11 protein-coding genes are annotated in these 12,204 nt (G+C 70.7%); 5 read left to right on the plus strand and 6 right to left on the minus strand.

Features of this window, described 5'->3' with window-relative positions:
* Positions 1-142 precede the first annotated feature (142 nt).
* Positions 143-529 carry a response regulator gene (locus tag D7X12_RS32655; RefSeq protein WP_120629143.1) on the plus strand — a complete coding sequence of 129 codons (387 nt, stop codon included), beginning with the start codon at positions 143-145 and terminating at the stop codon, positions 527-529.
* A gap of 16 nt (positions 530-545) precedes the next feature.
* Here D7X12_RS32655 and rpe read toward each other — a convergent pair whose 3' ends face one another.
* On the minus strand, positions 546-1,199 hold the full coding sequence (gene rpe / locus D7X12_RS32660; RefSeq protein ID WP_120629144.1) for a ribulose-phosphate 3-epimerase: 654 nt from the start codon (positions 1,197-1,199) through the stop codon (positions 546-548).
* A 173-nt stretch (positions 1,200-1,372) separates the two neighbouring features.
* On the opposite strand from rpe, the gene D7X12_RS32665 reads away from it, so the two are divergent.
* Entirely contained in the window at positions 1,373-2,890 is a 1,518-nt protein-coding gene (locus D7X12_RS32665) for an HD family phosphohydrolase (protein ID WP_120629145.1), read from the plus strand.
* Positions 2,891-2,899: 9 nt separating this feature from the next.
* Here D7X12_RS32665 and pyk read toward each other — a convergent pair whose 3' ends face one another.
* The 4 genes from pyk to D7X12_RS32685 form a co-directional block, all read right to left on the minus strand.
* Complete coding sequence (gene pyk / locus D7X12_RS32670; protein ID WP_120629146.1) at positions 2,900-4,330, minus strand: pyruvate kinase; 1,431 nt, start codon at positions 4,328-4,330, stop codon at positions 2,900-2,902.
* Between the two features lie 99 nt (positions 4,331-4,429).
* A complete protein-coding gene (locus tag D7X12_RS32675) occupies positions 4,430-5,245 on the minus strand; it encodes a hypothetical protein (RefSeq protein WP_120629151.1) in 816 nt (271 codons plus the stop codon).
* A 185-nt stretch (positions 5,246-5,430) separates the two neighbouring features.
* The gene (locus D7X12_RS32680) at positions 5,431-6,888 is read right to left on the minus strand and encodes an NFACT RNA binding domain-containing protein (protein WP_120629147.1); all 1,458 of its coding nucleotides are present in this window, start codon (positions 6,886-6,888) and stop codon (positions 5,431-5,433) included.
* Between the two features lie 121 nt (positions 6,889-7,009).
* Entirely contained in the window at positions 7,010-7,213 is a 204-nt protein-coding gene (locus D7X12_RS32685; RefSeq protein ID WP_120612096.1) for an excinuclease ABC subunit A, read from the minus strand.
* Positions 7,214-7,560: 347 nt separating this feature from the next.
* On the opposite strand from D7X12_RS32685, the gene D7X12_RS32690 reads away from it, so the two are divergent.
* A complete protein-coding gene (locus D7X12_RS32690; RefSeq protein ID WP_120629148.1) occupies positions 7,561-8,886 on the plus strand; it encodes a glycoside hydrolase family 1 protein in 1,326 nt (441 codons plus the stop codon).
* On the opposite strand, the gene dusB is transcribed toward D7X12_RS32690, so the two are convergent.
* Positions 8,865-9,878, minus strand: a complete 1,014-nt coding sequence (gene dusB, locus D7X12_RS32695) for a tRNA dihydrouridine synthase DusB (RefSeq protein WP_120629149.1) — start codon at positions 9,876-9,878, stop codon at positions 8,865-8,867. The two genes, D7X12_RS32690 and dusB, sit on opposite strands and share 22 nt — an antisense overlap.
* 96 nt (positions 9,879-9,974) lie before the next feature.
* Here dusB and D7X12_RS32700 point away from each other — a divergent pair, with 96 nt between their 5' ends.
* Together D7X12_RS32700 and D7X12_RS32705 are read left to right on the plus strand one after the other, a co-directional pair.
* Positions 9,975-11,402: a site-2 protease family protein gene (locus tag D7X12_RS32700; RefSeq protein ID WP_120629150.1), complete on the plus strand. Its 1,428-nt coding sequence runs from the start codon at positions 9,975-9,977 to the stop codon at positions 11,400-11,402.
* Positions 11,403-11,426: 24 nt separating this feature from the next.
* Positions 11,427-12,056, plus strand: coding sequence for an RNA polymerase sigma factor (locus D7X12_RS32705; protein ID WP_244224924.1), 630 nt, complete (start codon positions 11,427-11,429; stop codon positions 12,054-12,056).
* The last annotated feature ends 148 nt before the right edge of the window (positions 12,057-12,204 follow it).

Below are 12,204 nucleotides of genomic sequence, written 5' to 3' on the forward strand. Positions count from 1 at the left end.
CACCTCCCCCAGCGCCCCCCCGCCTGTTGTCCTACCTACCCTTCAGGACGGGACAATGTTCACCCTCTTCACAAGATCCAGGAGTTCCTGTAGTTCCAGGGTGTCACACGCTGATCCCCCCTTGTTTCCCCCCAAGAGGACCATGACGCCCCCCACCGTCCTCATCTCGGATGATGAGCCCCTCCTCGTCTCCGCACTCGCCCGGGAAGCCAAGCGCTCCGGCCTCGTGTGCGTGTCCGACACGACCTCCGAACACGTGATGGAGCTGGCCCGCCAGCACCACCCCGCCGTCATCATCCTGGATCTGAACCAGCACCAGGACGGGCGCGACCTGCTCGCGCAGCTCAAGAAGGACCCCGCCACCCGCGACTGCAAGGTCATCATCCTCAGCGGCGTGGAGGACCAGTTCACCCGCCACGTGTGCTTCGAGCTGGGCGCCGACGACTACGAAGTGAAGCCGTTCGACCCCACCTTCATGACCCGCGTCGCCCGGCTCGCCACCGCCGTCACCCACAGCCGCGCCGCCTGAGCCGCCGCCCGCGGCCTCAGGGCCGCAGCGAGCGGATGGCCGCCGCGTAGTCCTTCGAGCCGAACACGTAGCTGCCGGCCACCAGCACCGTCGCCCCCGCGTCCACCACGCGCTTCGCCGTCTGCGCGTTGATGCCGCCGTCCACCTCGATGTCCACGTCCAGCCCGCGCGCGTCCAACATCGCGCGCAGCCGGCGGACCCGATCCACCGTCGACTCGATGAACGACTGCCCCCCGAAGCCCGGGTTCACGCTCATCAACAGCACCATCTCCACCTCCCCCAGCACCTCCTCCAGCACCACCAGCGGCGTGCCCGGGTTCACCACCACCGCCGGCTTCGCCCCCGCCTGACGGATCTGCTGGAGCGTGCGGTGCAGGTGCGGGCTCGCCTCCTGGTGCACCGTCAGCACGTCCGCCCCCGCCTTCGCGAAGGCCTCCACGTACTTCTCCGGCTCCACGATCATCAGGTGGACGTCCAACGGCTTCGTCGCCACCCGCTTGATGGCCTCCACGATCACCGGCCCCAACGTGATGTTGGGGACGAACCTGCCATCCATGACATCCACGTGAATCCAGTCCGCTCCGGCGGCCTCGATGGCGCGGACCTCTTCGGCCAGACGGCTGAAATCACAGGAAAGCAGCGACGGAGAGATGCGGACGGGGCGGGTCATGGCGGCGCTTCATAGTCGCTTCCGGACGGACCCGGTACCTCCGCACGGCTGGACAGAAGCCTGCCTGACACAGGGCGACCTGCCAGGTGGGGGGCCCGGGCGACCGCGACACGCTGCGTGCTACAACCCTGGGGCAACGCGGCGGTCCGCCGCATCCCACGGAGCCCGCCTCGGTGCTTCCCCAGTCCGTGCCCGCGTCCCCCAACCTGTCCCGCCGACTGGCCAAGCTGACGTCCATCCTGGATGTCGCCAAGGCGATGAGCGCCGAGCGGGACCTCGACCTGCTCCTGCCCCTCATCCTCTATGAGGCCAGCAAGGTCGTGGAGTCGGACCGCTGCTCGCTCTTCATCCTGGACCGCGAGCGCGAGGAGCTGTGGAGCAAGGTCGCCCAGGGCTCCAAGAACGAAATCCGGCTCCCCATGGGCAGCGGCATCGCCGGCCAGGTCGCCCACACCGGCGCCGTCATCAACATCCCCGACGCCTACGCCGACTCGCGCTTCAACAGCACCTTCGACGTCTCCAGCGGCTACCGCACCCACACCATCCTCTGCGTCCCCATGCGCGACGCCAACGGGGACGTCACCGGCGTCATCCAGGCCCTCAACAAGCGCGGCGGGCTCGTGTTCGACGCCGAGGACGAGGAGCTGCTCCTCGCCCTGGGCGCCCAGGCCGCGGGCGCCATCGAGAACGCCCTCCTCCACGAGGAGATCAACCGCCTCTTCGAGGGCTTCGTCTCCGCGTCCGTCGTCGCCATCGAAGCGCGCGACCCGTCCACCGCGGGCCACTCCGGCCGCGTCGCCGACCTCACCGTGTCGCTCGCCCAGGCCCTGGAGCACCACACCACCGGCCCCTATGCCCACACGCGCTTCTCCGCCGTGGAGCTCCAGGAGCTGCGGTACGCCTCGCTCCTGCACGACTTCGGCAAGGTGGGCGTGCGCGAGAACGTGCTCGTCAAGGCGGAGAAGCTCTACCCGCATGAGCTGGACAGCCTGCGCGCCCGCTTCCAGCTCGCTCGCAAGGACCTGCAGCTCCAGAGCTCCCGCCGCCGCCTCGCCTCCGTGGAAGTGCGCGGCCTGGCCGCCCTGCCCGCCATCCACCAGGAGGAGGACGCGCGGCTGGCCCACGAGCTGGCTCAATTGGATGAGGTGATGGGCTTCCTGCTCACCTGCAACAAGCCCACGGTGCTCGCGCAGGGCAACTTCGAGCGGCTGCTGGAATTGGGAAAGCTTTCGTACACCGACGCGCATGACCATGGGCAACCGCTGCTGCTGCCCGCTGAAATCCAATCCCTCTCCATCACCCGCGGCACCCTCTCCCCGGAGGAGCGCCGCGAAATCGAGAGCCACGTCGACCACACGTACCGCTTCCTGTCTCAGATTCCCTGGACGCGCGCCCTGCGCCGCGTGCCTGAGATTGCCTACGCGCACCATGAGAAGCTGGACGGCACCGGCTACCCGCGCGCCATCCCGGACCGCACCATCCCCGTGCAGTCCCGGATGATGTCCATCTGCGACATCTACGACGCGCTCACCGCGAGCGACCGGCCCTACAAGAAGGCCGTGCCGCACACGCTCGCGCTCGACATCCTCAAGAAGGAGGCGGGCTCCGGGCAGTTGGACCCGGGCCTCTTCGCCATCTTCGTCGAGGCGGAGATTCCACGCCGGGCCCTCAAGAAGCAGGGCCCGACGTAACACGCTGAATCAGGCGCTGATGGTGTGCAGCCGGAGGCTGTTGATCTTCCCGGGCTGGCCCACCGGCGCTCCGAACACCACCACGATGCGGTCCCCGCGGCGCGCGAGGCCTCGGGAGACAAGCTCCTCCTCCACGCGGCGCAGCATGGTCTCCGTCTCCTGGATGGGCTCCAGCACGCGCGGCACCACGCCCCAGAGCAGCGACAGGCGGCGGCGCACTTCCTGGTTCGGGCTGAAGGCGACGATGGGCACCGTGGGCCGGTAGTGCGCCAGCAGCCGCGCCGTCACACCGGACAGCGTGAAGGCCGCGATGAGCGTGGCACCGCTCGCCTTCGCCGCCTCGCACGCCACGCGCGCGATGACGTCCGGGAAGTGCAGCGGCAGACCCAGCGGGGCCTCAATCGCGCGCGGGAGGTACTGCGCGCGGACGGAGGACTCGGCCGCCAGGATGATGCGCTCCATCATCTGCACGGAGTCCACGGGGAACTTGCCGCTCGCCGTCTCGCCCGAGAGCATCAGCGCGTCCGCGCCGTCGTAGACGGCGTTGGCCACGTCGCTGGCCTCCGCGCGGGTAGGGCGCGGGTTGTCGATCATCGAGTTGAGCATCTGCGTGGCCACGATGACGGGCAGGCCGCGCAGGTTGGAGCGCCGGATGATGTCCTTCTGGACGGCCGGGACTTCTTCCGGGGGAATCTCCACGCCCAGGTCGCCTCGGGCCACCATCACGCCGTCCGTCTTGTCGAGGATGGCATCCAGGCGCGCGATGGCCTCCGGCTTCTCCAGCTTGGAGATGATGGGCACCGTGCGGCCCACCTCCGCCATGGCCTGACGGGCCGCGTCCAGGTCCGACGGCTGGCGCACGAAGGACAGCGCGATGTAGTCCACGCCCGCCTTGAGGCCGAAGATGAGGTCCTCGCGGTCCTTGGGCGTCAGCGCGTCCGCGCGCACCGCCACGCCGGGCAGGTTGATGCCCTTGTTGTTCTTCAGCGTGCCGCCGTGGATGACCTCCGTCTTGATGAGCTGCTTCTTGTCCGTCTCCACGACGCGCAGCTCCAGCAGGCCGTCGTCCAGGAGGATGCGGTCACCCGGGTTCACGTCCGCGGCCAGGTGCGGGTACGTGGTGGACACGATCTCATCCGTGCCCTTCACCGTCTCATCCGTGGTGATGTGGAAGGTGGCGCCGTGCTTGAGCTCCGTGCTGCCGGTGACGAAGCGGCCGGTCCGAATCTTGGGGCCCTGCAGGTCGCCCAGGATGCCGACGGCCTTGCGCACCTTCAGCGAGGCCGCGCGCAGCATGTCGATGTTCGCCTGATGCTGCTCGTGGCTGCCGTGGGAGAAGTTGAGCCGGGCCACGTCCATGCCGGCCTCCAGCAGCGCTTCCAACATCTCCGGGGTCTGACTGGCGGGACCGAGGGTGCAGACAATCTTTGCTCGTCGCATAGGGCGCGAACATCCGGTGTCCGCCGCACCTGGGTCAAGCACGCACACGAGGCGTCCGCACAGGTAAACCAGTAAATGTCCAGGTCGCTCGGCGTGCGCTCAGCCGCGCAACAGCGTGCCCAGGTTCTCGCGCTCCCAACGCAGCGCGGCGCCGTAGTGCGGGTAGGTGCGCTCGCGCTCGCGGAAGGCGCGCGGGTGGTGCACGCGCCGGCCGGTGCGGCCGCTGCTGGGGAACAGCTGGTGGAGCATCTCGTGGAAGACGATGAACTCCACGAAGAAGGCAGGCACCTCCGGCCGGTCCAACGCGGGGTGGATGCGGATCTCCCGCGTCTGGTGGTCGTAGACGCCCAGGCGGATGGACTTGCGGCGCCGGCGGGGGGGCATGCGGCCCCAGCCGATGCGCGCCTGGATGCCGTTCTGGAAGTAGGCCTCGTTGACGCCGTTGTAGAGCGCGCGCAGGTCGAAGCAGCGGCCCAGCGGGTTCAGCTCCGCGTCGGATTCCCGGCGAAGCTGGCGGATGAGCGGCTGCTGTCCCCGGATGTACTCGTCCAGGAGGCCGCCCGCGGCCCGGTGTCCCCGGCCCGCGTAGTCCGCCACCGCGCGCACCACGGACTCCGGCGCGTCCAGGAACATGTGGTGCAACCGCAGCTGGAGCACCTGCGAGCCCCGGCGGAAGGACACCATGGTGGAGCGGTTGTCCGTCACCGCCAGGCGCACCGGCATGCCCAGGTTCGCGCTCAGGCGCCACGCGAGCGACTCCGCGCGCGTCCACAGCTCCTCGCGCGTCGTGGTGAGGACGCGCGGCGCTTCCTCCACGACGCGGTTGCGCGGCGGCAGGGGCGCGGGGCCTTCGGGGGCCCGCTGCGCGGGAACGGCGGCGCGCTCCGCGGACGTGCCACGCGGGAACAGGGACATCTGGTGGTGGAAGAACTCGGGCGTCACGCGGAGGGCATCGTACCCGGCACTTCCCCGGACTCAAGGCCAGGGGGGGCACGCCCGTCTGCCCGTCGACCCCGCCCACACGCAGCGCGTGATGCCCCCGGGTCGTTTCCGTCCCGGGCGTGTCGTCGCGTGTCGTCGCCCCCGCGCTTGCCTGCCCTTCAGGACAGCACGGGTTCTCCGTGGCGCGACTTGAGCAGCCGCTCCAGCCGCTCCGGCTCCATGCGCACCACGAAGGTCTTCTCCCGCGCGTACGTCACCTGTCCGGGCGGGGCGCCCTTCAGCTTGCGCACGAACTTCACCGGCATGTAGCTGACCTCGCCGCGCGGCTCGCCCTTCGCCCCCGAGTGGTGCAGCGCCAGGTGCGCCGCGTCCAGCAGCACCTCCTGCGCCACCTCCCCGTTCTTCTCCAGCGGCACCACCACGTGGCTGCCCGGCAGGCCGCGCGCGTGCAACCAGATGTGCCAGGGCCTCGCCACCTTGAAGGTGAGCGCGTCGTTGTCCTCCGCGCCGCGCCCCACCCAGATGCGCGCGCCGCCGTGGCCCACGTACTCCTTGAAGGGGAGCCCCTCCTTCGGGCCCTCCTCCCCCGCGGACACCTGGAGGACCTCCACCTGCGCGAGCAGCGCGGCGCCGTCCATCGCCTCGATCTGCTGGAGCGCCACCTGCGCGTGCGCCACCTCGCGCGCGAGCTCCGCCTCGCGGTGGCGGGCCGTCTCCACGCCGCGCAGGAGCCGGCGGTACTGGTGGAAGTGCCAGTCCGCCTCCTCCTTCGGGGTGCGCTTCGGGTCCAGCTTCACCGGGACCTCCTCCATGCCGGCCTCGGTGTACGCGGTGAGCGTCACCTGGGTCGTGCCCCGCTTGATGCGGTGCAGGTTCTGCGCGAGCAGCTCCCCCACCTCGCGGTGCTTCTCCGCCTCCGGGCCTCTCGCGGCCTCGGCTCGCACCTTCTCCAGCGTCCTTGAAGAGCGCTTCAGCCGCGCCCGGTACGGCTGTGCGAGCCTGCGGCGGATGGTGTCCGCACGGCTGGTGCGGTCCTTCTGCCCGAGCACCCGCTCCGCGGCCTGCAGCTTCGGCAGCGGGTCCGCCTCCTGGACCTCCAGGCGCGAGGGCTGTGCGCGCCCCTTCGCCAGCGCCTCGTCGGACACGGGCTCCGGCGGCGTCCACTGCGCTCCAGGGTAGAGATTCCTCCGGGCGCCGAAGCCTTCACCGGTGAGCATCAGCACCCGGTGGTTGTCGCTCAGGAGGAGCAATCCGCCCGGCGAGCCCACCTCCAGCACCAGCCGGCGGCGCACGGCTTCGCGATCAAACTCCAGGACCACCGTGCGGGACGGCTCCAGGTAGCGCGCGCCCTGGAGCTTGAAGCCGGTGAGCTCCTGGCGCAGCCAGCGCTGGAAGGGGGCGGGTTCGCCCGGCGTGGGGAAGCGGTCCTCGGCGACGGACAGGCGCGACAGCTCCCCTTCCGCGCACAGGCACAGCACCACCGACTTCCCGGGGACTCGCAGCTCCAGGTAGGCCAGGCGGGGAAGCGGGCACCACGCCTTCTGCGCCACCGCGCCCACGAGCCGGGACGCCACCTCCGCCACCACCTCTTCGAACTCCACCGGACGCAGCGACATGGCGGCCCCTCCCGGACGGGTGGGGACAGCGAAGCCCCAGCCCGCAAAAAGAAAAACGGCCCGGCGGGTTTCGCCGAGCCGTTCACTGGACGTCAACCGACGTCCGTCATGACGCCCTACTTCAGGACTCCGGGGTCGCCGGGGCCGCAGCGGCCTTGCTGGCGCTCTTGCGGGTCGTCTTGCGAGCCGGGGCCTTGCGGGCCGCCTTCTTCGCGGGGGCCTTCTTGGCCGTACCGCGCTTCGCGGCAGGGGCCTTGCGGGCCGTCTTCTTCGTCGCGCTCTTCTTCGTCGCGGCCTTCTTCGCGGTCTTCTTCTTCGCGGCCATCGGAATCCTCCGTTCAGAGTTGAGGCCCGCGGTGACGCGAGCCCTGCACCCACCATGGATTGAACGTGAGTGCTTGAACTGAATGGTACGGGCGACATGCCAGTGTGTCAACGCATGGTGATGTATTGCAGTGCGCGGCGAGGCCGATTTCTAGGCGCTCCGCGCTTCCAACCGTTCGTGGCGGTCACTTCCGGGTCCCGAGCGCATCGCGTGCGGAGGCTAATTTCCGGCTCCGGAAGCGTTATGCGGGCCCGCGCTACAGGTCTGGATGTCCACTGCAGCGCATCCGCGCGTGCTCCTCGCGTCGCTTCCCGTCCCCGAAGCGTCGGCCTACGGTTCGCGCCCGCATGCGCACTGGCCCGCTCCACTTCCCCGCGTCCTTCACCTTCGGCGTCGCCACCTCCGCGTACCAGGTGGAGGGCGGCATCGAGAACGACTGGGCCCAATGGGAGCGGCAGGGGAAGTTGAAGGAGCCCCACGCCCGCTGCGGACTCGCGGTGGACCACTGGCACCGCTACGAGGAGGACTACGCCCTGGCGAAGGCCGTGGGGGCCACCGCGTTCCGCCTGTCGCTGGAGTGGGCGCGCATCGAACCTACGCGCGGCCAGTTCGACGCGAAGGCGCTGGAGGCGTACCGCGAGCGGCTCCTGCGGCTTCGCGCGTACGGGTTGCGGCCGGTGGTGACGCTCCATCACTTCACCCACCCCACGTGGTTCCACGCGTCCACGCCCTGGCACCTCCCGGAGAGCCTGGAGGCGTTCCGCCAGTACGTCCGGCGGTGCGCGCCCCTGTTGGAGGGGCTGGACGCGCTCGTCATCTCCTTCAACGAACCGATGGTCCTCTTGTTGGGCGGCTACCTCCAGGGCCTGATGCCTCCGGGCATCACGGATGGAGCGAAGACGATGGCGGCGCTCGGGAACCTGGTGCGCGCGCACGCCATCGCACGCGAGGAGCTGGGTCAGCGCCTGGGCCGCGTGGAGCTGGGCATCTCCCAGAACATGCTGTCGTTCGCGCCGGACCGCTGGTGGCATCCGCTGGACCGCTCGCTGGTGAGGCTGGCGGCCCCGGCCTACAACCACGCGTTCCACGAGGCGCTGTCCACCGGCCACCTGCGCGTCTTCATGCCGGGCGTGGCCTCCACGGACGTGCGCATCCCGGAGGCGCGCGACTCCGTGGAGTTCGTGGGCGTCAACTACTACACGCGCGCGCACCTGCGCTTCATGCCGCGCCCGCCCTTCATCGACTTCAAGTACCGGGACCCGGACGCGCGCGGCCTCACCGACATCGGCTGGGAGCAGCGCCCCGAGGGCTTCCTCCAGCTGCTCCAGGAGGTGAAGCGCTACGGCAAGCCGGTGTGGGTGACGGAGAACGGCATCGACGACCGCAAGGGGACGGTGCGGCCGGAGTACCTCCACGCGCACCTGGGCCAGGTGCTGGCCGCGCGCGAGCAGGGCGTGGACGTCCAGGGCTACCTCTACTGGAGCCTGCTGGATAACTTCGAGTGGCTGGAGGGCTGGGGCCCGCGCTTCGGCCTCTACCGCGTCGACTTCGACACGCTGGAGCGCCACCCCACCCCGGCCTGCGACTACTTCCGCACCGTGGCCACGGGGCGCGTGCTGGTGCCGCCGGCCCCTGCTACCGCCACCGGCGCTCAGCCCAGCGCGGCCCGGTAGTCCACCTCCGGCTCCTCGGAAGGGGCCGTGGGGTCGGTGTCCGCGCCCGCGAAGAAGCGGCGCACGCTGTCCTCCACCGCCTGGGGTGAGTCGAGCTGGTTCACCTCCGAGCGGAAGTGCGCCGCGCCCTTGAGGCCGTGGGCGTACCAGGCCAGGTGCCGGCGGAAGGAGCGCACTGCTGTCAGGGGGTCGCCGACGAACTCCGCGTGGGCCCGGACGTGCTCCAGCACCAGCTCACAGCGCTCCTCGGGCGTCGCCGGGGGGCCTCCCGTCAGTTCGCGGAAGAGCCACGGGTTGCCCAGGGCGCCCCGGCCAATCATCACGAAGTCGCAGCCGGTGGCGTCCAGCATGCGGTGGGCGTCCTCCACCGTCTTCACGTCCCCGTTGCCCATGATGGGCAGCTCCGGGAAGTGGCGCTTCAAGTCCGCGATGAGGGACCAGTCCGCTCGGCCCGAATAGCCCTGGGCGCGGGTGCGCGCGTGCATGGCGAGCCCCGCGCAGCCGGCCTCCTGCAGCGCCTCCGCCACCTGGAGGTAGTTGAGCGTCTTGTCGTCCCAGCCCGAGCGGATTTTGCAGGTGACGGGCAGGCCGGTGGCGTCGCCGATGGCGCGGACGATGGCCGCCGCGCGGGGCACGTCGCACAAGAGGCCGCTGCCGGCGCCGTTGCGCACCACCTTCTTCACCGGGCAGCCCATGTTGATGTCGATGATTTGCGCGCCCGCGGCCTTGCCCACCTGGGCCGCCAGCGCCATGGCCTCCGGTTCGCCTCCGAAAATCTGGAGCGCGTAGGGCTGCTCCACCTGGGCGTCGTAGCGCAGGTACTTGAGCGTGCGCTGGTTCTGGCGCATCAGGCCCTGGGCACTCACGAGCTCCGTGGGGCAGAGGGCGGCGCCCAGCCGGAAGGCGATGACGCGAAAGGGGCGCTCGCTCACGCCCGCCATGGGCGCGAGGATGTAGGGGTTCGGCAGCGTGTAGGGACCCAGCTTCAACATGGCGGCGACACCCTAACCCGGCGACCGGGAACAGAAGAGCGCAAGGGCTGCGATCGACCCTGCGCGGGTGGGGTCCAACGATTAAGGTCCCTCCCCATGTTCCGTTTCCGGCTCGGGAGCGTCCCCGTCCACGTCCACATGAGTCACCTGCTCTTCTCCGCGGTGCTCGCCTACCAGTCCCTGCCGCAGCCCGGCCGGGGCTCGAGTGCCGGCTGGCTGGGGGACCGGCTGACCGACCCCGGCAGCCCGGGCTACATGGGCGCGGTGGCGTCCTACGTGCTCGCGTGGATGTTCATCGTCTTCGTCTCCGTGCTCGTCCATGAACTGGGGCACGCGGTGGCCTTCCGCGTCTTCGGCTACAAGCCGAGCGTGGAGCTGGTGTTCCTGGGCGGCGTCACCCGGCCCAACACGGACACGCCCCTGCCCTGGCACAAGGACGTGGTGAGCAGCTTCGCGGGCCCGCTGGCGGGGCTGACGCTGGGCGTCCTCAGCTGGGCGGTGCTGATGCAGGTGCGGGGACGCTGGGAGATGGCGGACTTCTTCCTGGGCAACTTCTTCTACGCGAACATGCTGTGGACGGTGTTCAACCTGCTGCCCGTGCCCCCGCTGGACGGCGGCCACATCAGCACGGCGCTCGCCACGCGGATGTTCGGGCGCCGGGGCTTCATCGTGTCCCACGTGCTGGCCCTGGGCCTGTGCGTGGGGCTGGTCCTCCTGGGCGTCAAGAGCGGGCAGCTGTTCGCCGCGGTCCTCTTCGCCATGTTCGGCTTCCAGGCGTTCCGCGTGCTGACGGACGCGATGCGCGCGCGCACCGACGACAAGGAGGCCGAAGGTCCGAAGGCCGAGGGGCTGCGCGAGGCCCAGCGGGCGCTGCGCGAGGACCGGCTGGACGACGCGTGGCGGCTGGGCCAGCAGCTCCTGGAGACCGAGGGGCTGTCGGCGAGCCTCACCAGCCGGACGCACTATCTGCTGGGCTGGGTGGCGCTGAAGCAGGGCCACGGGCGGCCCGCGCTGGACCACTTCTCCCAGGTGCAGGGCCAGCCGGTGGAGATGCACGCGGTGGCGGCGGCCTTCTCGCTGGTGGGCGACGACGCCCGGGCGGTGGGCTACTGGAAGCAGGCGTGGGGCGAGTCGCAGGACCGCACCGTGATGCACGAGTACGCGGGTGCGCTCATCCGCCTGGGCCAGGTGCCGGAGGCGCTGCGGCTGCCGGGCGTGGACCCGGCGGCGGCGTTCCGGTGCGCGGAGCGGGCGCTGTTCATCCGGGGCGCCTATTCGGAGGCCGCGGCGGTGGGAGAAACGGCGCTGCGCCACGCGCCCGATTCGGGCATCGCCTACGACGCGGCCTGTGCCTTCGCCCGCGCGGGCAACGTGCCGGACGCGGTGCGCCTGCTCCAGCGCGCGCAGGCCCTGGGCTTCAATGACGCGAGCTACGCCGCGTCCGACGAGGACCTGGCGCCCCTGCACGGTCACCCCGCGTTCGAGGAGTGGCTGACCCACCTGCGGGCCTCCGTTGCGTCCTGAGCAGGGGTAGAGTCCGCCCCGCCCGTGAGCCCTCCCGTCCCTTCCGTGAAACCTCCCGCCGCGCCCGTGCGTACCGGTGACATGCCGGCACGGTCGGAGAGCGCCGGGGACCCGGACGAGGTGTTGATGGAGCGGTTCTGCCAGGGGGATGCGCCCGCGTTCGACGCCCTGTTCCAGCGCTACGCGCGCCCCATCCAGGGCTACCTGGCGCGGCTGACGGGCAGCCCCGCCACCGCGGAGGACCTGGCCCAGCTGACGTTCCTGTCCCTGGTGCGCTCCCGGGGCCGCTACCAGGAGGGGGCCCGGGTCCGGCCGTGGCTGTACGCCATCGCCACCAACGCCGCGCGGGACCATGCGCGCCGCCACCGCCGGCCGGAGGACCTGACGCCGGAGGGGGAGCTGCCCCTCACCGCCGTGGCCGACACGCCGGAGCCCCGCGACGCGGGCCTGGAGCGCGCGGTGCAACGCGCCCTGGCGCAGCTTCCGGAGGGCCAGCGCCTGCCCATCCTCATGCACCGCTTCGAAGGCATGGGCTTCGCAGAGATTGCAGAGGCCCTGGGCCTCACCGAGAGCGCGGTGAAGGTCCGCGCCCACCGCGGCTATGCGCGCCTGCGCGAGCTGCTCGCCCCGCTTCATCAGGAGACCGCGGAATGACGCCCGAGTGCGAACGCGTCTTGGATCGCCTTGGGGACTGCATGGACGGCCCGTTGCCCCCGGAGCTGGTGGCGCACGCGGCCGGGTGCGCGGACTGCCGGGCGCTGCTGGAGGGCTTCAATGTCCTCGCGCCCCCTGCCCCCACGCC

The organism is Corallococcus sicarius, from assembly GCF_003611735.1.
Taxonomy (GTDB): Bacteria; Myxococcota; Myxococcia; order Myxococcales; family Myxococcaceae; genus Corallococcus; species Corallococcus sicarius.

Excerpts from the sequence above, each read along its gene's own strand:
- rpe (WP_120629144.1), bottom strand. The coding sequence starts at position 1,199 with ATGACCCGCCCCGTCCGCATCTCTCCGTCGCTGCTTTCCTGTGATTTC.
- D7X12_RS32685 (WP_120612096.1), bottom strand. The coding sequence starts at position 7,213 with ATGGCCGCGAAGAAGAAGACCGCGAAGAAGGCCGCGACGAAGAAGAGC.
- dusB (WP_120629149.1), bottom strand. The coding sequence starts at position 9,878 with ATGTTGAAGCTGGGTCCCTACACGCTGCCGAACCCCTACATCCTCGCG.
- D7X12_RS32680 (WP_120629147.1), bottom strand. The coding sequence starts at position 6,888 with ATGTCGCTGCGTCCGGTGGAGTTCGAAGAGGTGGTGGCGGAGGTGGCG.
- pyk (WP_120629146.1), bottom strand. The coding sequence starts at position 4,330 with ATGCGACGAGCAAAGATTGTCTGCACCCTCGGTCCCGCCAGTCAGACC.
- D7X12_RS32675 (WP_120629151.1), bottom strand. The coding sequence starts at position 5,245 with ATGTCCCTGTTCCCGCGTGGCACGTCCGCGGAGCGCGCCGCCGTTCCC.
- D7X12_RS32690 (WP_120629148.1), top strand. The coding sequence starts at position 7,561 with ATGCGCACTGGCCCGCTCCACTTCCCCGCGTCCTTCACCTTCGGCGTC.
- D7X12_RS32655 (WP_120629143.1), top strand. The coding sequence starts at position 143 with ATGACGCCCCCCACCGTCCTCATCTCGGATGATGAGCCCCTCCTCGTC.
- D7X12_RS32700 (WP_120629150.1), top strand. The coding sequence starts at position 9,975 with ATGTTCCGTTTCCGGCTCGGGAGCGTCCCCGTCCACGTCCACATGAGT.